Annotated in this window: 16 protein-coding genes, 1 tRNA gene and 1 pseudogene; 8 read left to right on the top strand and 10 right to left on the bottom strand. The window is 40.0% G+C overall.

Going from position 1 to position 18,295, the window contains the following annotated elements:
- Positions 1–85: 85 nt before the first annotated feature.
- Positions 86–1,120 (top strand): protein-methionine-sulfoxide reductase catalytic subunit MsrP, encoded by a 1,035-nt coding sequence (msrP, locus tag FJ709_RS11620; RefSeq protein ID WP_226410224.1) that lies wholly within the window; start codon positions 86–88, stop codon positions 1,118–1,120.
- Positions 1,120–1,725 (top strand): protein-methionine-sulfoxide reductase heme-binding subunit MsrQ, encoded by a 606-nt coding sequence (msrQ, locus tag FJ709_RS11615; protein WP_226410223.1) that lies wholly within the window; start codon positions 1,120–1,122, stop codon positions 1,723–1,725. Before msrP ends, msrQ begins: the two co-directional genes overlap by 1 nt.
- Positions 1,726–1,771: 46 nt before the next feature.
- Here msrQ and FJ709_RS11610 read toward each other — a convergent pair whose 3' ends face one another.
- Positions 1,772–2,116 (bottom strand): hypothetical protein, encoded by a 345-nt coding sequence (locus FJ709_RS11610; protein WP_226410222.1) that lies wholly within the window; start codon positions 2,114–2,116, stop codon positions 1,772–1,774.
- Positions 2,117–2,671: 555 nt separating this feature from the next.
- On the opposite strand from FJ709_RS11610, the gene FJ709_RS11605 reads away from it, so the two are divergent.
- Positions 2,672–3,112, top strand: coding sequence for a hypothetical protein (locus tag FJ709_RS11605; RefSeq protein ID WP_226410221.1), 441 nt, complete (start codon positions 2,672–2,674; stop codon positions 3,110–3,112).
- Positions 3,113–3,228: 116 nt separating this feature from the next.
- The gene (locus tag FJ709_RS11600; protein WP_226410220.1) at positions 3,229–3,573 is read left to right on the top strand and encodes a hypothetical protein; all 345 of its coding nucleotides are present in this window, start codon (positions 3,229–3,231) and stop codon (positions 3,571–3,573) included.
- 567 nt (positions 3,574–4,140) lie between these two features.
- On the opposite strand, the pseudogene FJ709_RS11595 reads toward FJ709_RS11600, so the two are convergent.
- The 4 genes and pseudogenes from FJ709_RS11595 to FJ709_RS11580 form a co-directional block, all read right to left on the bottom strand.
- A pseudogene (locus FJ709_RS11595) lies at positions 4,141–4,314 on the bottom strand (IS110 family transposase); the annotation flags it as partial.
- A 112-nt stretch (positions 4,315–4,426) separates the two neighbouring features.
- Positions 4,427–4,503 (bottom strand) — tRNA-Pro (locus FJ709_RS11590).
- Positions 4,504–4,683: 180 nt separating this feature from the next.
- A complete protein-coding gene (locus FJ709_RS11585) occupies positions 4,684–6,471 on the bottom strand; it encodes a DUF3413 domain-containing protein (RefSeq protein WP_226410219.1) in 1,788 nt (595 codons plus the stop codon).
- A gap of 69 nt (positions 6,472–6,540) precedes the next feature.
- On the bottom strand, positions 6,541–6,753 hold the full coding sequence (locus tag FJ709_RS11580) for a YejL family protein (protein ID WP_226410218.1): 213 nt from the start codon (positions 6,751–6,753) through the stop codon (positions 6,541–6,543).
- A 152-nt stretch (positions 6,754–6,905) separates the two neighbouring features.
- On the opposite strand from FJ709_RS11580, the gene yejK reads away from it, so the two are divergent.
- Both yejK and corA read left to right on the top strand, forming a co-directional pair.
- Positions 6,906–7,934 (top strand): nucleoid-associated protein YejK, encoded by a 1,029-nt coding sequence (gene yejK, locus FJ709_RS11575; RefSeq protein ID WP_226410217.1) that lies wholly within the window; start codon positions 6,906–6,908, stop codon positions 7,932–7,934.
- 269 nt (positions 7,935–8,203) lie between these two features.
- Positions 8,204–9,151, top strand: a complete 948-nt coding sequence (gene corA, locus FJ709_RS11570; protein WP_226410216.1) for a magnesium/cobalt transporter CorA — start codon at positions 8,204–8,206, stop codon at positions 9,149–9,151.
- A 76-nt stretch (positions 9,152–9,227) separates the two neighbouring features.
- On the opposite strand, the gene FJ709_RS11565 is transcribed toward corA, so the two are convergent.
- The gene (locus FJ709_RS11565) at positions 9,228–10,481 is read right to left on the bottom strand and encodes an HD-GYP domain-containing protein (RefSeq protein ID WP_226410215.1); all 1,254 of its coding nucleotides are present in this window, start codon (positions 10,479–10,481) and stop codon (positions 9,228–9,230) included.
- Between the two features lie 141 nt (positions 10,482–10,622).
- Between FJ709_RS11565 and FJ709_RS11560 the strand changes: the two genes are divergently transcribed.
- The gene (locus FJ709_RS11560) at positions 10,623–11,336 is read left to right on the top strand and encodes a 2OG-Fe(II) oxygenase (protein ID WP_226410214.1); all 714 of its coding nucleotides are present in this window, start codon (positions 10,623–10,625) and stop codon (positions 11,334–11,336) included.
- Between the two features lie 22 nt (positions 11,337–11,358).
- Here the strand turns inward: FJ709_RS11560 and FJ709_RS11555 are convergent, their stop codons facing one another.
- The 4 genes from FJ709_RS11555 to FJ709_RS11540 form a co-directional block, all read right to left on the bottom strand.
- A complete protein-coding gene (locus FJ709_RS11555; RefSeq protein ID WP_226410213.1) occupies positions 11,359–12,711 on the bottom strand; it encodes an ATP-binding protein in 1,353 nt (450 codons plus the stop codon).
- Entirely contained in the window at positions 12,702–13,376 is a 675-nt protein-coding gene (locus tag FJ709_RS11550; RefSeq protein ID WP_226410212.1) for a response regulator, read from the bottom strand. The genes FJ709_RS11555 and FJ709_RS11550 overlap by 10 nt, the downstream gene beginning before the upstream one ends.
- A 72-nt stretch (positions 13,377–13,448) precedes the next feature.
- Positions 13,449–14,120, bottom strand: a complete 672-nt coding sequence (locus FJ709_RS11545; protein WP_226410211.1) for a LysE family transporter — start codon at positions 14,118–14,120, stop codon at positions 13,449–13,451.
- A gap of 126 nt (positions 14,121–14,246) precedes the next feature.
- Positions 14,247–15,575: a dicarboxylate/amino acid:cation symporter gene (locus FJ709_RS11540; protein WP_226410210.1), complete on the bottom strand. Its 1,329-nt coding sequence runs from the start codon at positions 15,573–15,575 to the stop codon at positions 14,247–14,249.
- Positions 15,576–15,799: 224 nt separating this feature from the next.
- On the opposite strand from FJ709_RS11540, the gene FJ709_RS11535 reads away from it, so the two are divergent.
- Positions 15,800–18,271 (top strand): Ig-like domain-containing protein, encoded by a 2,472-nt coding sequence (locus tag FJ709_RS11535; RefSeq protein WP_226410209.1) that lies wholly within the window; start codon positions 15,800–15,802, stop codon positions 18,269–18,271.
- Positions 18,272–18,295: the final 24 nt, after the last annotated feature.

Below are 18,295 nucleotides of genomic sequence, written 5' to 3'. Positions count from 1 at the left end.
TTCGTTTATTTTTGAATCGAAATGAAATTTTATCGCGTATTAACCTGTCTAATGGGTAGTTGTAATACAGTATTGAGGGAATAACATGGTGAATAAAACACGCTTTACCAGGGGAATTAAACGCCAATCGGCATGGGATTTACCGGATAATCAAGTTACCCCTGAGTCGGTTTTTAAAGACAGACGCAATATTGTTAAAGCCCTAGGGCTGGGTGCATTAGGTGCCAGTATTCCAGGATATGTACAAGCCGGTTTATTTGATTTTGGCAGCAGTAAATCAACGCCTTCATTTACCACCTCACCATTGCAATTTGCCCAACCTAAAGCATTTGTTATACCAGACACATTAACCCCAGAAGATAAAATCACCCGCCATAATAATTTTTATGAGTTTGGCACCAGTAAACAAGACCCTTTTGAAAACGCACAACAATTTAAGGTTAATCCCTGGTCACTGCAAATTGAAGGGTTAGTAGACAAGCCAATAACTTTAGATTTAGATGATTTAACTAAACGCTTTGCATTAGAAGAGCGAACCTATCGATTACGCTGTGTTGAAGCATGGTCTATGGTGGTGCCCTGGGTCGGTTTTTCACTCGCCAGTTTATTAAAAGAAGCAGGTGTGAAATCATCCGCAACCCATGTCGCATTTGAAACCTTGTTTGACCCAGATCAAATGCCCGGGCAGAAAAGTCGCTTAATGGGCGGGGGTATTCATTACCCATATGTTGAAGGGCTGACTATGGCTGAAGCAATGAATCCATTGGCATTTCTAGCGGTCGGTTTATATGGCAAAACGCTGCCACCGCAAAATGGTGCGCCTGTTCGTTTAGTTGTACCGTGGAAATACGGCTTTAAAAGCATTAAATCGATTGTCAAAATTCGGGTTATGGACAAGCAACCACCCACCAGTTGGAATCAACTCGCGTCTAATGAGTATGGTTTTTATGCCAATGTTAACCCACAAGTTGATCACCCAAGATGGTCTCAGGCATCAGAGCGAAGCATAGGTGAGGGTGGCTTGTTTTCTGCTAAACGCATTCCTACGCAAATGTTTAATGGTTATGCTGACACGGTTGCCGATTTATATAAAAACCTCGATTTAAGGAAATATTATTAATGCGGATCACTCCACGGGGTCTGTGGTGGTTAAAAGGCGGTTTACACATCGCCTTCATCTTGCCGATGTTGTACTTGGTATATTTGGTATTAAGTGATAATGCTGGCGGCGACCCTGTGCAATACATTATTCATTATACCGGCATGGGGGCTTTAAATAGTCTGCTGGCAGCTTTGGTGGTTTCACCTTTGGCAAAATACCTCAAACAAGGGCTGTTATTACAAACTCGGCGCTTAATTGGCTTATATGTATTTGCCTATGCAACATTACATATCACCGCATTTATCAGCTTAGATTTATTGTTCGCGTGGGGCTTTTTACTCGAAGAAGTGATCAAGCGTCCTTACATTTTGGTTGGTGCGTTAGCCTATAGTATTTTGCTACTACTGAGCGTGACATCGTTTATGGCGGTTAGGAAGAAAATGGGCAAGCGCTGGCAACAACTGCATAACTGGGTTTATCTAGTCGCTTTACTAGCACCAGTGCATTTTTACTGGTCGGTTAAATCTGAAATTATTGAACCCAGTATTTATATTGTGATTTGTTTGGCATTAGTTTACTTACGCAAGCAAAAGCTAGCGAAATACTTGCCGTCGCAGCAGTAACTTTTGTGAAATACATCGCCTCGCATTTTACGTGGGGTTGTAGTGATCAATAATATAAGTGTAATCCTTTGTTTCTTTTGGTTAAGCCATTACAGCAATAGGCGGCGAATAACGTAAAAGCCATCACACTAGCCATAATGCTAGCCAGTCTAAGCCAGGGGGCATCCATCGTTATACGCATTTGCACAAAATCAACCGTTGATACTCCCCAAACAAAAATACAGCCCAGCACTAAACCTAACTGTAACAGTCGTGAGACAACGGCATGTTTTACAAACATTAAACAGGGTGAAATGGCAGCGATAATGGCCAGTTCAATATGGTTAAACCGAAGAAAATGCGCGCCAATTAACCAATAAGCGATTGAAATAATCAACACTCTCCACCACATAAATAACCTCCAACATCAATTTTGCCTCATTCTACGCCCGATTAAAGCAGTATTATGTTTGCTTGTTCACATTTAATGGATTCACGCCACCATAGCGACCACAAAATATCGCGCGAAGATTAACTAGCAAACAGATCCCGATGACAAATCATAGCAGTTGTATCAGACAAGATGATTTAACCCTTATTAAAGGCATGTATTGCGTTATAGCATTAAAGAAACTGGTGTTGAGCGCGATGTAAATCGGTTTGCAGTGGCTTAAATTAAAGAGTCCTTCTTGCTCGACTCACTGCGGGGAAAAGCGCAGTGCTTCAAAGCATATGAAAAATTTAGCGGCTTTTGTTTTAAATACTTAGCAACAAATGGGGCAATATTAGGCGGTTATTTAGATTTCCGCTTTCGGCTAGACTAAAGAGTAATTGATTAGAAATATGAAATCTGATAAGTTGCTGAAATTATTGGTAATCAAAGTTATATGAACGCTGAATTTTGATTGGCACTCTGTAAATGTTTATCGAATTCATGCTAAAACGCTCTCATAAGCCATAGGAAGGTATGGAGTTTGTAATTAAGCCTCATGATGGAATTGGCCTCATCAAACTTGGAATGTCTAGAGAACAAGTTAAAGAACTATTCTCTGGTTTTTTTACTTTGTCCGATGGATCTAGCGATTTCTATTTTGACCGTTGCCTTCAAATTGATTTTGAAAACGACTTAGTAGACTTTATCGGTGTATCTCAAAACGTTAATTATCAACTTATGTTTGGTGGTATTGACGCATTTGATGTTGAAGGCATTACTTTATTTAATGCAATTTCCGCTAATGAATCGGAGAGTCACTCGTTTAATGAGTCGGAATATATTTTCCCTGATCAAATAGTTACTCTCTGGGACATGGACGAACAATACGATTACCTTGGCAACCACAAACGTAAAGTTTGGGCACAGGTTGGTATTGGTTCTAAGTCTTACCTTGAAGTGGCAAATGGCTTATAACAAGCGCATCAATTCAGACTTCACAATTTAGTCCGAATTTTGCAAAGTGAAACGACGCAAAAATGCGTCCAAAATTTTTCCGCTGTTTATGCGGGCGTTATGTGTTTAGGAGAGTCATGAGCAAGTATCTAGTTTTATTGCTAACGTTGTGTTGTTCGTTTATTTCAAGAGCTGATTCTGAACTTGCCTTAGAGTGTTCACATCAAGAAATGGATTTGGTTGATCCTTATAAACACTATTTGGTTCGGTTAGCGGACATAAGGGTAAATCTTACGAAGCAAACTTCTGAAATTAACTTGGATAAATTAGACTCTCTAATATTTGATACTCTCGACTCAATCAATAAGCTAGGTTGTTACTCTGATAATTTGGATAACTTAAAAAAGTTAAAATCTCATTATCTGCATAAGTTACCTAAGTCAGATAAAGTAGTTATCTTATTAACTGAAATGGGTGTGTAAACACATAACACATATGAGCCTTCCGCCAGTCAATAGGCGAGCCTAACTTATTTGACTGCTGTTGCAGTCAAATTAAAATCAATCAACAAATTCATCTACTTCGTCTGTCATTTAGCTGTCAAATCATCGTGCTTTTAGCAACAACAGCATGCAAACACATATAGAGGATCTCTTAGTGCGATTTACTTTAAAATGAAGAATGCTGCCTGACGCTTTCACTCCTGTGAAATATCAGGGGCACTACGACTAAATGGATTTAGAAGGTAGAGCTACGCAGGAAGCCAAAGCCGAGACATTTATCGGTTAACCCTAAGATGCACTATTCAAGTCAGAGGTGCTTTTTGCACAGTTAGTTTCAGGCTCATTTAGGGTGTAAACGACTTTGTTGATTGTATTTATTAATGCACGCCAATAAGGTGTCTAATCAAGGCTATGTAGCTTAAATAGCATTTGGCATAGTGATGATGGTGAGAAGTCATTGCTTCATTAGCCACATCATTCACTGTCATGCTCGCTTCTCTTTTTAAGAGTATCTAGTTAGACGTTCAGCTCACCTTATTGCGCGACTTATCCTTTTAAGAATCGTTGTTCATCAAACACCGTTTTGTTCTTCAGCATGAAATAGACGCAGCGACCAAGCTTATGTGCCAGTGCAGACAACGCTTTTGCTTTACTCATTCTTTCTTGTAATCGATTAAGGTAGTTACGTGTTTTGTCATTGCCTCGCAGGTGACTAAAAGCATGGCCACCCACGATTATTTTTACCTTTGACGTAAGCTGCATAACAGCGGCCAGCCTTAACTTGTTATGTCAGAAAAGCAAAAAGCCAGCGATTAAGCTGGCTTTTATAATTTGGTCGGTATGAGAGGATTCGAACCTCCGACCCCTTCACCCCCAGCGAAGTGCGCTACCGAGCTGCGCTACATACCGAATTTTGTTGCATTACTAAGCTTCAAATTAGTGGGGTAAACTTAGTGAGCAAGCACTGTATCAATTGAACGAGCTTGGCGCAAGCACTTAGTTAATCAGCATTTATTGACTGATTATATTCTATTCAAGTTAACTCATTTGACGCCATTAGAAGGCCGGCTTCGCGTTAAATGCCATTAGCTAGTTTTGATATAATCGGCGACCTTCACGCATGACTTGAATCAACTCTGGTGCACTCATTTTCTTGTTAAGACGTCGTTCAAATTGTGCATCGTATATACGGTACTTTCCATATCGGCCTAGAACGGTTATCTCATTCTTTTGATAAATCGCAAATTCACGGCTATTACCAATATATACCCAAGATTCTTGGTTAGGCTCTAATAAGCTTCTGCCAGAACTGTATTTCTCACTGGCTGTTGTACAGCCCAATACTTTGCTTAAAATCGTTGGCGCAATACCGTAGTGGCTGGTGCGATAATGAATTTCACTGGGGTTAATGTTAGGCCAGTGGATGATTAATGGCACTTTAACATTGTCAGGAGACAAATCGCGCCTTGCATCTTCAATACTGCTGGTGAAAACTTGGCCGTGGGTGCCAGTAATAAACACTATGGTATTGTCATCTATTTGAGGCAACAACTGACTAAGCTGATTATCAATAAACTTTAAAGACTGGCGATATTGGTTAAACAGCACCTTTTGTGCCGATTTTAATGACGTTGGCGCTTTTATGGTTTCAATGCCCAAAAAGCCTACGGGTGTATCGTAATCTTGTGGTGCAGAGAGGTTAAGTACTGCAAACCAGGGTTGGGTTTGATTGTGTTGCCATTGATTAAGGGCTGTAATATTTTGAATATCGGTTGTGGCACTGCCATCTTCACTGACGCTGATATGGGGTTGAAACCCTTTAAACATAGCGCCGGTTGATGCTAATTCAGCCTGTGAGCGGGCGGTAAATAGTCCTAGCTGATAACCCTGGCGAATTAATTCCTGGTTCATGACGGGTGACATAACCCCAAAATCTTGCTTGTCGCTATAATTGCCTTGTAAACCATACATTAAGGTAAACATACTACTTTTAAACTGAGTGCCGCCGGTATAATGCTGGGTAAAGTTAAGTGACTCGCGGGTGTACTGGCTTAAAAAAGGCATGGTGACATCATCAACCATTGCTGCTTGTAAGCTATCAATAGCAATGACTAGCACATTGGTTGGCGTGTCAGCCTGACACTGCAGTAGTTCAATGGGGTAATGCAAGTTTGATGTTTGCGGAGCAATCTCACTGGTCACTTTGTTGCCATCAACCCCGTGTGATTCCATAAAGGTTCTGGCTGTTGCTGGATATGAAACCGGATAGGCGTCATCAAAACGGGTGATGTCGGTAATATTGGCGGCATCAGCCCAAATATGAATTAAGTGGCTACTAATAAAACAGGCGCCAACAAATAGCACCACTTTATTGCCCCATTGTTTCTTTTGAATTTTATCGATTCGCTTCCAGATAAAGTTGGCCGCGGTGAGTTCAATAACGATAATGACAATGGGGGTGACGATATAAGAGGTGCTATGCAGTAAGGCATTTAAATCTTGCCAGGCTAAATCAAATGCAAACGGGCTGAGATGAATACCGTAGTCATCATAAATAATCGTGTCGTAGAGCAGAATATACAAAGCCATTGAGGCTACAAAGGCGGCATATCCTCGTAGAATTTTGGAGTAGGGTAAGATGATACTGACTGGGAAGATAAAAATTACGTATACAATAAAAGCTAAAAATGTGTAATGCCCTATGGTACTTAACGCAAGATAGCCCCAACTTATAATGGAGTCTGGTTGGCCGACACTGCCAATATAACGGGAACCAATAATCATGGCGAGCAAGCCATTGAAAAAGGCAAACCAATGCCCCCAATTTACCAGGCGCGAGACTTTATCTCGTGTCATCTGCTTTCTGCGCTCGATCATGCCTTAATGGATCCCTTCTTAGATAGATTATCGATAGCTAACAAGGTCTGTTAACTCACTTTCAATGCATTATTTAATGGACTGAGTTAGTGCCTTAGCAAACTGCTCCGCAACCATTTGACGAGATTCTGTTGGGACTTTCTTTTCTAATAAATGAGAGACGCAATTGCCTAATACCATTAAGCTTAAATCGGTAGGGGCTTGATGTTTGTTTAATAGCGCTAACATCTCACTGATTAAGGCTTCTACTTGGGTGTTGCTGTATTTTGATTTAATGGCCATGTTTTTCTTGTCTAAATAAGTTCTCAATTGTTGTATATGATAACGGATTTCAATCAAGCTCGCCTCATGTTTTCTATACCTTCATGATTAAAATCGTTATATCATGCTCAGTCTTCTTAGCAATATTTGTCTCACCAAAGGTTATCGCATTTATGACGATTAATATCGAACAAGCCATTATTCATGAAATATCACTCGACAGCCAGGGGCAAATGGCCTGCCGATTACGTCCGCAACCTTTATTAAATAGTAAAGCTGTTGAGGCTATGCTGGAAGAATTACATCAAACCTATTCAAGTAAAGCAGGTAAAGGTTTTGGCTATTTTGGTGTGCCAAATGAAGATGGCGATGCTAATGATGCGTTTGCTAATGCACTTCAATCATACCGTGAAGGTCAGTCAGGCTTTGTTGATTTTACCGTGAGTGCCAGTAAGTTACTTCAGCAAGAATTAACCAAGTATGACTTCTCCCAGGGCGGTTTTTTATTGATGTCATGTTATTCCGCCATGGCCAGTGATTATCTGTTTGTTGCGCTGCTTAGTGCTAAGTCATCAATGACAGTGTTAGATGATATGGAGCTGTCACAGAATAATCATTTGGATTTAAACAATATTCAATTAGCTGCGCGCATTGATTTAACCGAGTTGCAGGCAGATAAAGCCTCAAAGAAATATATCTCATTTATTCGCGGCAGAGCAGGCCGTAAAGTGGCTGATTTCTTTTTAGATTTTATGGGTTGTGTTGAAGGCGTAAATACAAAAGCACAGAACAAAACCTTGATTCATGCGGTCGAAGACTTTGTCGCTGGCAGTGAATTAACCAAAGATGAACGTCAACAATGTCGCGACAAAGTGTTTGAATACTGCGCTGAACGTGCCGATGTTGGCGCCGACATTGAAGTGAAAGATTTGGGTGATGAACTGGCTGATCAAGGCATGGAATCATTTTATGATTTTGCCTGCGGTGGCAATTATGAACTAGATGATGAATTTCCCGCAGATAAAGCCAGTTTGCGCAGTTTGAAAAAGTTTTCTGGTACTGGTGGTGGCGTGACTTTAAGTTTTGATGGTGGCCATTTAGGTGAGAGAGTTATTTATGACCCAATATCAGACACCCTTTTAATAAAAGGTGTTCCGGCTAATTTAAAAGATCAGTTAGATCGTCGATTAAAGGGTGAATAGTCTGATATTGTACTTAAGCCTGATGTGTTAAGCATATTGGCAAATTTGAGTATAAAAGCAGCATTTTTAAATTAAGCGCCTACCACAGGCGCTTTTTTTAGGGTATTAAAGGCTAAAAACACCACTTTGAGACCATATAGCAATATAAATGGGTATTAATTGTACTTTTTACTTTTCATTAGCTTTTAAATTTGTAAACTAGCGCCAGTTTTTACCAACATCCTGCAGGGTTACACAATCGTGTTAACCGTGTGTAAATGGGGACTTCTATGATTACCGCTTACGCCTACAAAAATCATCAGCTCACAATTACTGAACTTTCTATTGAAGAGTCTTTGCCGGATAATATTCTCTGGCTGGATTTATATAAACCAGATAGTGAACAACGTGATTGGTTGAGTCGATTTTCTGCTGAGGAAGTGTCCGACCAGGAAGATATCAAAGAAATTGAGGCATCCGCTCGATTTTTCCAAAACCAAGATGGTTTGCATATTAACTCGTTATTTCCACAACGGGTTGGCTCTGATGTCAGAGCGGTCAACGTTTCATTTAATTTACGTCAGCATTTTCTATTAACCATACGTGAAGAAGATATCGGCTTAATCCGTTTACTGCGTAATTATATGCGTTTAGGCCGACTAGATACCGAAACCCCAGAAGGATTATTATTAGAGTTATTCACCCTTAAAGTGGATTATCTATCTGATTTGATTGAAGACGTGTATAGCGTACTGGACAATTTGAGTGAGCAGGTTTTTAATGACGAAGAACTGGATGCCGTATTTAAACAAATCACTTTGCAAGAAGACTCCAATGGCAAAATTCGCTTAAGTTTACTTGATACTCAGCGTTCATTGCGTTATTTGCAACGTTATTACCGACAACATTTGTCCGATGAGAACCTGAAAGACATTCGTGAAATGTTATCGGATATTGAATCTTTAATGCCACACAGCCAGTTTATTTTCGATAAATTAAAATTTTTGCTTGATGCTGCTATGGGTTTCAGTGGTCTGCAACAGAATAAAATTATTAAAATTTTCTCGGTATCGGCGGTGGTGTTTTTACCCCCAACTTTGATTGCCAGTAGCTATGGAATGAACTTTGCTTTGATGCCAGAGTTAGATTGGCGTTTAGGTTATCCGATGGCGGTGGGGTTAATGTTTGCCAGTGCAGCAGGTACGTACTTCTTTTTTAAACAAAAAGGCTGGCTATAGCATTTGCGCAAGTTTGACAAAATGGGCAGTTTAACACTGCCCATTTTTGTATTTATTGGTTTTTATACTGCGTTTATTAGCCTTGGCCAAATGCGTAGCTAATGGTTTCTCTTGGATTTAAATACTTATGAATTTTTTCGGGTAAAGCTGCGGCTGGAAGACTTCTTACAATACTCATGCCTTCTTTTTCTAACTCAATGATTGGCGATTGCGCTATAGGAACTATGGGGTCATATGCAACGATTGACGGAAATAAAATGTTATTTAAATTTACCGACATAACTAAGCCAAAATGACCATTTGACAGTTCTACAATGCTACCTGGCGGATAGATGCCAAGTATTTTAATCAACTTTTGGACGTATTCTGCATTCAACTTATTTTTATAGTTTTTATACAATAAGCCTAGGGCGACGCTGGGGGTTTTAGCTTTAACTAAATGACTGCCGTTACATAAATTATCGTATGTATTGACCACCGCAATCAGTTGAGCAAACTTATCCAGCTGATCCGCTTTTAGCCCTTGCGGGCTGCCACTGCCATCTAAATACTCATGATGATGGGTGATCATCGGTTTAGCTTCTTCCGGAAAAGTGTCAGCTAATTTTAAAAAGTTAATACTCATTAATGGGTGCTGTTTGACTAGGTTTTCTTCTGGTGTTGATAATGGCACCACTTTATTCAAAATATTTGAGGGGATTTTTAATTTCCCAATATCATGAAATAAACAGCCAATACCCAACAACTCAATTTCTTCTCGGCTCCAGCCTAATTCCTTTGCCATTAGCATACACACCATGGATACATTTAACGAATGGTGGTGGATAATATCTTTAGGGTTAGCGTTTTCCATTAAGTGTAACGCGAGGTTATCTTCATCAAGTAACAGATTGGTAAGGTTACTGATGAGATCTTTAGCCTCACTGACAGCATTAAGTGGACGACTGGCTATTTTACCGACCATTGAGTGCATCATTGACACTGAACGCTCAAATTGCTTTTCAGTTTTTTTGATATTACGCTTTAGTTTCTGCTGCTTATCGATACGTTCAGATTTGTAATCGAGCATATCTTGTTTAATGGTATCAAGTGAGGCTTCATCGAACGGTTCAGGATCTGAAGGGTTATCCGTTGTAACAGGTTGAATATCGCTTCTTTCAGGATCATAAAAGACATCTTTTACGCCTAATGATTTTATCAACTCAATTTGAGTTTGTGAGGTAACTTTGAATTTACTGAATAAAAAAGGATGATCTTTCCACGAGACAGGCAAGCTAACGTAAACCCCAACTTTAAGTTCTGATACCGCTATTTTGACATTTTTTTTCATAAAAGTGGGTGATTAGACTCAGGTCAGGTTCATAGATAAATATGTTTAAACGTTAGATAGAATAAAACTTACACAGACTTTACAAATAGGTAAGTTACATGCAGCATATTAACATTAACTTTAAAAATTAAGCAGTGAATTATGGACTTTATTGAAGTATACCCCAATGCGATTAGTGATGAATTATGTGATAAGTTGATCGATGCGGTAAAACATCATCCTAGTGTGATCCAGGGCGTTACAGGTAATGGCGTTGATATCAGTAAAAAGTTTAGTCGTGATCTTATGTTAGATCAACACGCTGATTTAGCCGAGTTACGCAATGAATTACTGCAGTTAACACTAGCCAATAGTGTTGATTATTTCAAAAAGTACGCATTAGCATTGATGGGAGCTGTGTCAGTATCCGTTAATGATGAAAATGGCCAGCCGGTGGCACTGCAACCGGAAAATTTTGAAAAATTAGGTGCTGATAAAGTTAACGCAATTGTGCGGTATTTATTCCGTAGTGGCACGATTAATATCCAGCACTACCAGCAAGGGAAAGGTGGTTATCCCCATTGGCATTCAGAACAATTCCCCCAGGAAGGTCACAACGAAGCCTTACATCGAGTTGTGCTTTATATGTTCTATTTAAATGATGTAGAAGAGGGCGGGGAAACTGAGTTTTATTACCAACAACAAAAAATAAAACCCAAAAAAGGAACCATGGTTATAGCACCTGCAAGCTTTACCCATAGTCATCGCGGTAATATTCCCTTGAGTAGTGATAAATTTATCGCAACGTCATGGATTATGTTTAATCGTGCAGAAAACTTGTATGGCGCAGTTGCGCCAAGTTCCGCTAAAACATAACGGTCATCAACAGGTACTTAGTTTATTGGTTAGTAACCGGTAATTCGATAATAAATGAAGCGCCCTCTAAATAACTGGTTTGTATTTCAAAGGTACCAGCGTAACTGCTAACAAGCTCAAAACAAACGGCTAAGCCGATGCCTTGGCCGTTATGTTGTGTATCGGCGCGAACTCCCCGTTGAAAGATTTTTTGTTTGTAGCCCTCTTCAACACCTGGGCCATCGTCATCGACTTGTAACCTCAGCAAGCCGTCGTGCTGCTGGGCTGTAATTTCGATAGTACTAATGCAGAATTTAGCGGCGTTCTCAATCAAATTGCCGCACAGCTCCATTAAATCCCCTTTACTGACTGGAAAGGCTAAGTCATTAGGGCAGTGGACAATGAAGTTAATGTTTTTCCTTTGATATAATTTTGACAACATTAATACAAGCTGATCAAGTATCGGCTTGATATCAGAGTGTTCTTTTAACAAACCTTGTCTGCCCATCATGGCGCGTTTTAACTGGTACTTAACCAAATGATCCATGTCTTCTATTTGGGTTAAGATTTGCCGCTCTTTTTCCTGCGAATTTAAAGAGGTATCGTCAATTAGCGCGATACTGGCTGCTAGCCGAGTTTTCAAACTGTGGGCTAAGTCATTCATGGCATTTTGATAGCGAGTTTGGCGTTGCTGATTTTGATCCAGCAGTTGGTTTAATGATTGGGTAATTTCTTGTAACTCGACAGGATAGTCATTCGACAGATTTTGCTGTTTGCCCTGCTTAAGTTTGAGTAACTCTTGTTTTAGTTGCTTTAGTGGCAACATACCCCAATAAGCGGCGCTAATCAGTAAGAAAAATGCTGCACCGAGAACAATAGCAAGCCTGAAATACGTGAGACGATTAAACTTTTGCAGTTCTTTTTTCATGGCTTCAGCATCTTGAAGTATTAACAGATGGAACTGCTTGCCCTCGATTAAGGTGCTGAGTTTAAAGACTAGGTATGTGTGCAAGCCTTCAAATTCAAGAAAGTAGGCTTGCGAGTCGTCTTTGATGAGGTTGTATTTTTCACAAATGTTAGTCAAGGATAAATCTTTAGCCAGTTCAGAACGCCATAAGCCGGTATATTGCTCGTTACAGGTGGCCATTATGTAGCTGGTTTCAATGTTGTCGTTATCTTGTGCCTCGGTAATAGGGACTAAATTATTTTCGCGAAATTCTGCGGCAATGACTGGCAGTTCTGCAATATAGTCAGCGGTGATCTGAGTATAACGATTTTGGGCATTCAATAACGTCACTAGCCAGGCAAACCCAAACCCTACTAAGGCAATAATGCTTAAGGAGGTAATAAGCATCCTGGTGAGTAAACGTTTCTGCGGTTTTAACATTAGTTGCATGGTAAATTGAATTTATATCCTTGGCCACGTATTGTCATGATGGCATCTTCGATACCGCCGTGGGCTAACTTTTTTCTTAAACGGCTTACCATCACTTCAATCGTGTTAGGGTCGCCTTCTTTATCGGCATAAACCACATCTAATAAGCGCTGTTTGCCAACTACTTCATGGTTGTGGCGCATCAGGTATTCTAATATGTGGTATTCAAACGCAGTAATGTCTAAATGACAATCATTAAGAGACACTTGTTTACTGGCTAAATCCACCGACAGTGTGCCACAGCTAATTACCGACTTTACAAATCCTGCACTGCGACGTACCAATGCATCAAGCCGGGCAATTAACTCTTCTTTTTGAAAGGGTTTTACTAAATAATCATCAGCACCAGCATTGAGGCCTTCGACTTTATCTTGCCAATTTACTCTGGCTGTAAGGATCAGAATAGGAGCGGTAACATTGGCGTCTCTCATCGACTTTATCAAGCTAATGCCGTTCTGATCGGGTAATCCTAAATCAACAATAGCGATGTCAATCGGGTAATTAGTCGCTTGATAAAAGCCATCTTGAGCCGTCGCGGCTATTTGAATCTGATTACCCAGTTCGCTCAATTGCACATTTAAGTGATGAGATAAAATAGGGTCGTCTTCAATCACTAAAATTCGCATAGTCAGCTCCTGATGCTAAATGCTAATGTGTAAGTACTTCACTTTCTGACTATTTATTGCTTAGTGCAGACTTTAAAAATCGTTAATTAAGCTCACAGCAATAGTAGCTGAAACACCGATAAAAATAATACCAACTAGCAAATCAATAATGTGACTAACACTTAATAATTTAGCTTTAATGAGTGGCTTAGATAACACCAGCGCTAATAAGCTAAACCAGATAAGTGACAAGGAGAATAATAGTGTGGTTGCTGCAATTTTGGTTATTAAATTTACCTCTGGTGTGATTAAAACAGTGAATAAGGTAATAAAGAAAATCAATGCTTTGGGATTGAGTAAATTAGTTAGCAATCCTATTTTAAAGCCTTTAAATATTCCGAAACTGGCAGTGTTGTGTTTGTCTGCAGCAAATGCTTGCGTTGGTTGTTCGGTTGACGCTGCTATTGATTTAAAGCGGCTTAACGCTGACTTTAGCGCTTGAAATCCCATCCAGGCTAAATAACTTACCCCAATACACTGCACTAAGGTATAGGCCAGAGGTGACTGGCGGATCATCAAACTAATGCCCAATAATGATAATAATGTATGAATTAAAATGGCGATGGCGATGCCGAGCGCACAAGCGACTGTAGCTTGTCTACTTTGCTGACTGGCCATTTTAACGATAATGGCAAAGTCAGGGCCAGGGCTGATTAAGGCGATAATATGAATAGCAGCCAAGCTAGCAAGTAAGGTAAAATCCATTTAAACTCCTGATAAATAAAATTTTGTTTATTATCCCGAACTGAGGTTATTTATAAAGGAAAAATAAAAAAGGCGTAATCAATGCGCCTTTAAATAATTGAAAAATAAATTGAGCTAATAATGCAATTATACTGAGGTTTTTGATGCTGCCTTGGTATTCAATACTTGTTCTTCAAAACTGGTAGCTGCTTTACCTGCTTGAGAGTCATTAAAGATATCTTCATTGAATGCATCCTCAGACTTTGCAATTATCACAGTGGCAACCGTATCACCGGTGACATTAACAGCAGTTCTTATCATATCAAGCAAGCGGTCTACACCAATAATTAATGCAATACCTTCTACTGGCAAGCCTACTTGATTTAGCACCATTGCAAGCATGATAAGTCCAACACCGGGTACACCAGCTGTACCAATTGACGCTAATGTTGCGGTTACAACGACCATAGCATAATCAGTTAAGCTTAATTCAATGCCAAAGACCTGGGCGATAAATACTGTCGCGACACCTTGCATTATCGCAGTACCATCCATATTAATGGTGGCACCTAACGGCAATGTAAATGAAGCAATTTTATTATCAACCCCCATGCGATGTTCAGAGGCTTCAATGGTTACTGGTAAAGTAGCGTTTGAACTTGCGGTGCTAAAAGCAAACAACTGCACATCTCTCATTTTACGTAAAAACATCAGTGGACTTAAGCCTGAGAATACTTTTAGTAGGATGGGATATACAACTAATCCTTGAATGAGTAGAACAACAACAACAAGTAGGAAATATTTGACCACACTGCCAAATGTCTCCATTCCGAGTGTTAAGCTTAATTTTGCCATTAAAGCGAAAACACCATAGGGTGCTAACTGCATCACCAAGGTAACAACGCGCATGATCACTTCGTTGATGTCGTTAAAGAAGCGAGCAACACGTTCACCACGCTCACCAATATGCGATATCGCAAAACCAAAGATGACCGCAAACAAGATGATTTGCAGCATGTTGCCTTGAGTCATCGCCTGAATAGGGTTATCTGGCACAATATTGATAATGACTTCTGACAAGCTTGGGGCTTCTTTTACGGTATATTCCATAGTAGAACTGACTAAGCTGGCATTACCGGGATGAACTAAAATGGCAGCCACGATAGAAATAGTCAGCGCAATAGCGGTAGTGAATAGGTAGAACGAAATGGTTTTTCCGCCTAATCGGCCTAGTTTGGAGGGATCACTTAATGAGCAAGTACCGCACACCAATGACACAAACACCAATGGAACAACAAGCATTTTTAAGCTGGAGATAAAAATAGCACCTAAAACGTGCAATAAACCTTCAGTAATGTAGTCTTTAATAAATAAGCTGTCGGGGAAGAGATTTCTTAAAAGTAGGCCTAATATAATACCTGTACCCATGCCGATTAAAATTTTACTTGTTAGTCCGAGCTGTTTTTTATTGCTCACAATCTTTCCTTCCAATTATTTTTTTAAGTATTGTTTGGCTGATGGACTAAAGCGTAGCAGGAAAGCTTTAGTTATGAAATGGTATGAAAGTTAAAGTTTATACCAAAATGTACCGATTAAAACGACCATGTTGTGGCATAGTTATCAGATATTTGTGTATTATTACCCAATAGGTAACTATTATAAATCATAAGTATTATTTTAATGTAACAGGGAGCCTGACAATGCGGTCAGCAATTAAAGTCTATATAACGTTAATTTGTTCGTTTTTACTCTTCGCCTGTGGTGGCGGTGGCGGCATTACTGATGACGGTAGTGGTGGTGGCGACGGTGGCACATCCCCTGTCACTATTTCAGTAGCATTATCTATTGATAATACTCAAGTGTCTGTTGCTGAACCAGCAAACATTACCGCTACGGTTACTGACTCTAAAGGTCAGCCCATTAGTACTTTAGTCAGTTTTGAATTAAACGATGACAGCTATGGTACTTTTTCTCCGGCAACGGGACAAGTGTCTACCAATGCCGATGGTGTTGCAAAGATCAAACTTGATACCGCTTCTGTTAATACAGGTGCAACAGTTACCGCAACTATTACTTCTGGTGAAACAGCGTCTGTAAATATCACTATGGTCGGTGACGGCGGTGAAGCTGGTGGTGGTTCACAAGTTTCACTTGTATTGACCAACTCAGCAGGTGCAACAGTTCAAACTATTAGTACACTTTCTCCGGGAAAATTAACGGCTACGGTTACTGGCATTACCAAACCGACTATTGTCACGTTTGAGTCAGATATTGGAGATCTTCCGATAAAAACAGCGGTAACAAATGCTGAAGGTAAAGCGACCGTTGATATATATGCTGGCAGCTCATTAGGTGCTGGTGAAGTGCGTGCGACCTTGCCCACTAACGAAGTAGGCAAAACTATTGTGGTTGTTGGTGCAACTAATGTTGTTATGGGCAGCGGCTCTGGTACAACATTTGTTGCTGGCCAAGCTGAAGTAAGTACTACAGATTTATCTGCTGGCGGTACAGCAACCATTACGGTAAGAATTCAAGACGACTTAGGTCAACCTTTTAATCAACCAGTTGATGTGAATTTTTCATCGACTTGTGCGACCAAAAATCCTGCTCAAGCAGAATTAAGCTCACCTGTTTCTTCAAGTAATGGTGTTGCTACTTCAACTTATTTGGCACAAGGTTGTGTTGGTGAAGATCAAATAAACGTCACAGCTAATGCCGGCGGCATAAGCTTATCTGCGGTGGGTACTATTAATGTATTACAAGCAGATGTCGGCAGTATTTCATTCGTATCAGCAGTGCCTGAAAATATTAGTATTTTAGGTACCGGTGGTATTGAGTCTTCAACCGTTAAATTTAGAGTGTTAGATAAAAATAGTAATCCTGTTAGCAACCAATCAGTATCATTTTCATTGAATACTGCGGTTGGTGGCGTTGCTATTACACCTGTTATAGCAACAACAAACAATTTAGGCATTGTTCAAACGGTTGTGAATACTGGTACTGTGGCGACATCATTACGTGTGACTGCAAAAGTTGAAAATGGTGCTGTGCCAGCTATATCAAGTCAATCAAAGCAGTTAATTGTTTCTACAGGTATTCCAGATCAAGACAGTTTTTCACTTTCTGCTGAGTTTGTTAATGCTGAAGGTTGGGATATTGACGGCACGGAAGTGACTGTAACCGCACGCATGGCCGATGCATTTAATAACCCAGTTCCTGATGGAACAACAGTGTCATTCACCACTGAAGGCGGCTCTATTGAAGATGCATGTCAAACGGTAAAAGGTGCCTGCTCAGTAAAATGGACTAGTCAGTTACCGCGACCAGAAGGTGAAGTGCTAATTAATGGTACTGGCGCTATGTTCCGTAACCCTAATTCAGCTTTAGCTTATGATGCTGCATTAAATGTATATGGTAATATTTACGGCCAAAAATATGGTGGGCGTGCAACCATTACCGCTACGGCTATTGGTGAAGAGTCTTTCCCTGATTTAAATGGTAATGGTCGATTCGATGCCAGCGAACTTACTGAGTTTAGAAATGGTGTTGATGTAACAGGGCAACGATTTGACCTAAATGATGCGTTTAATGACTACAACGAAGATACCCTATTTAATCCTCAACAAGCTGGCGGACAAAGTGGCGGTGCATTAGAAGAGTTAGTTGATTTTAATGCTAATGGTACGTTTGATGTTAAAGATGGTTTGTATAACGGCGTATTGTGTTCATCTCCTGCGCATGCCGGCTGTGCTGATGGTGTGAACAACTCAAAATCACTTTATGTGCGTCGTAGTCTAGTGATGGTAATGTCAGGTAGTACTGCATACGCTACCGAACGTAGTCAAATTTTAATCGATGATCGTGATGGTCAACACCTTGGTGGCAATATTACTATCGTTGGCAAGGGTTCAGCTTCGGTATTCTTTACTATCTCTGACTTACATAACCAACAAATGCCAGCAGGCTCTATTGTAAGATTTAAAACGTCTGCGGGTTCAGTTGTTAGTGCAAGTGAGTATGTGTGGCCAAGCAGCAATTATAATGGTGGTCGTGACTTTGGTGTAACGATTAAAGGTGAAGATGAACCTAACTCTGGTGTATTCCTGGTTGAGGTTGAAACACCTAATGGATTAGTTACTGAAGTCGTTTCAATCGGAGTGAGCATTCTGTAATATGGATTAACCATAAATAAAAAG

The organism is Shewanella glacialimarina (assembly GCF_020511155.1).
Lineage (GTDB): Bacteria > Pseudomonadota > Gammaproteobacteria > Enterobacterales > Shewanellaceae > Shewanella > Shewanella glacialimarina.
This window is presented reverse-complemented; position numbering and strand designations above follow the sequence as displayed.

Bases quoted from the DNA above. Each gene is read 5' to 3' on its own strand.
- msrP (WP_226410224.1), top strand. From the start codon at position 86: ATGGTGAATAAAACACGCTTTACCAGGGGAATTAAACGCCAATCGGCA.
- msrQ (WP_226410223.1), top strand. From the start codon at position 1,120: ATGCGGATCACTCCACGGGGTCTGTGGTGGTTAAAAGGCGGTTTACAC.
- FJ709_RS11610 (WP_226410222.1), bottom strand. From the start codon at position 2,116: ATGTGGTGGAGAGTGTTGATTATTTCAATCGCTTATTGGTTAATTGGC.
- FJ709_RS11605 (WP_226410221.1), top strand. From the start codon at position 2,672: ATGGAGTTTGTAATTAAGCCTCATGATGGAATTGGCCTCATCAAACTT.
- FJ709_RS11600 (WP_226410220.1), top strand. From the start codon at position 3,229: ATGAGCAAGTATCTAGTTTTATTGCTAACGTTGTGTTGTTCGTTTATT.
- FJ709_RS11585 (WP_226410219.1), bottom strand. From the start codon at position 6,471: ATGATCGAGCGCAGAAAGCAGATGACACGAGATAAAGTCTCGCGCCTG.
- FJ709_RS11580 (WP_226410218.1), bottom strand. From the start codon at position 6,753: ATGGCCATTAAATCAAAATACAGCAACACCCAAGTAGAAGCCTTAATC.
- yejK (WP_226410217.1), top strand. From the start codon at position 6,906: ATGACGATTAATATCGAACAAGCCATTATTCATGAAATATCACTCGAC.
- corA (WP_226410216.1), top strand. From the start codon at position 8,204: ATGATTACCGCTTACGCCTACAAAAATCATCAGCTCACAATTACTGAA.
- FJ709_RS11565 (WP_226410215.1), bottom strand. From the start codon at position 10,481: ATGAAAAAAAATGTCAAAATAGCGGTATCAGAACTTAAAGTTGGGGTT.
- FJ709_RS11560 (WP_226410214.1), top strand. From the start codon at position 10,623: ATGGACTTTATTGAAGTATACCCCAATGCGATTAGTGATGAATTATGT.
- FJ709_RS11555 (WP_226410213.1), bottom strand. From the start codon at position 12,711: ATGCAACTAATGTTAAAACCGCAGAAACGTTTACTCACCAGGATGCTT.
- FJ709_RS11550 (WP_226410212.1), bottom strand. From the start codon at position 13,376: ATGCGAATTTTAGTGATTGAAGACGACCCTATTTTATCTCATCACTTA.
- FJ709_RS11545 (WP_226410211.1), bottom strand. From the start codon at position 14,120: ATGGATTTTACCTTACTTGCTAGCTTGGCTGCTATTCATATTATCGCC.
- FJ709_RS11535 (WP_226410209.1), top strand. From the start codon at position 15,800: ATGCGGTCAGCAATTAAAGTCTATATAACGTTAATTTGTTCGTTTTTA.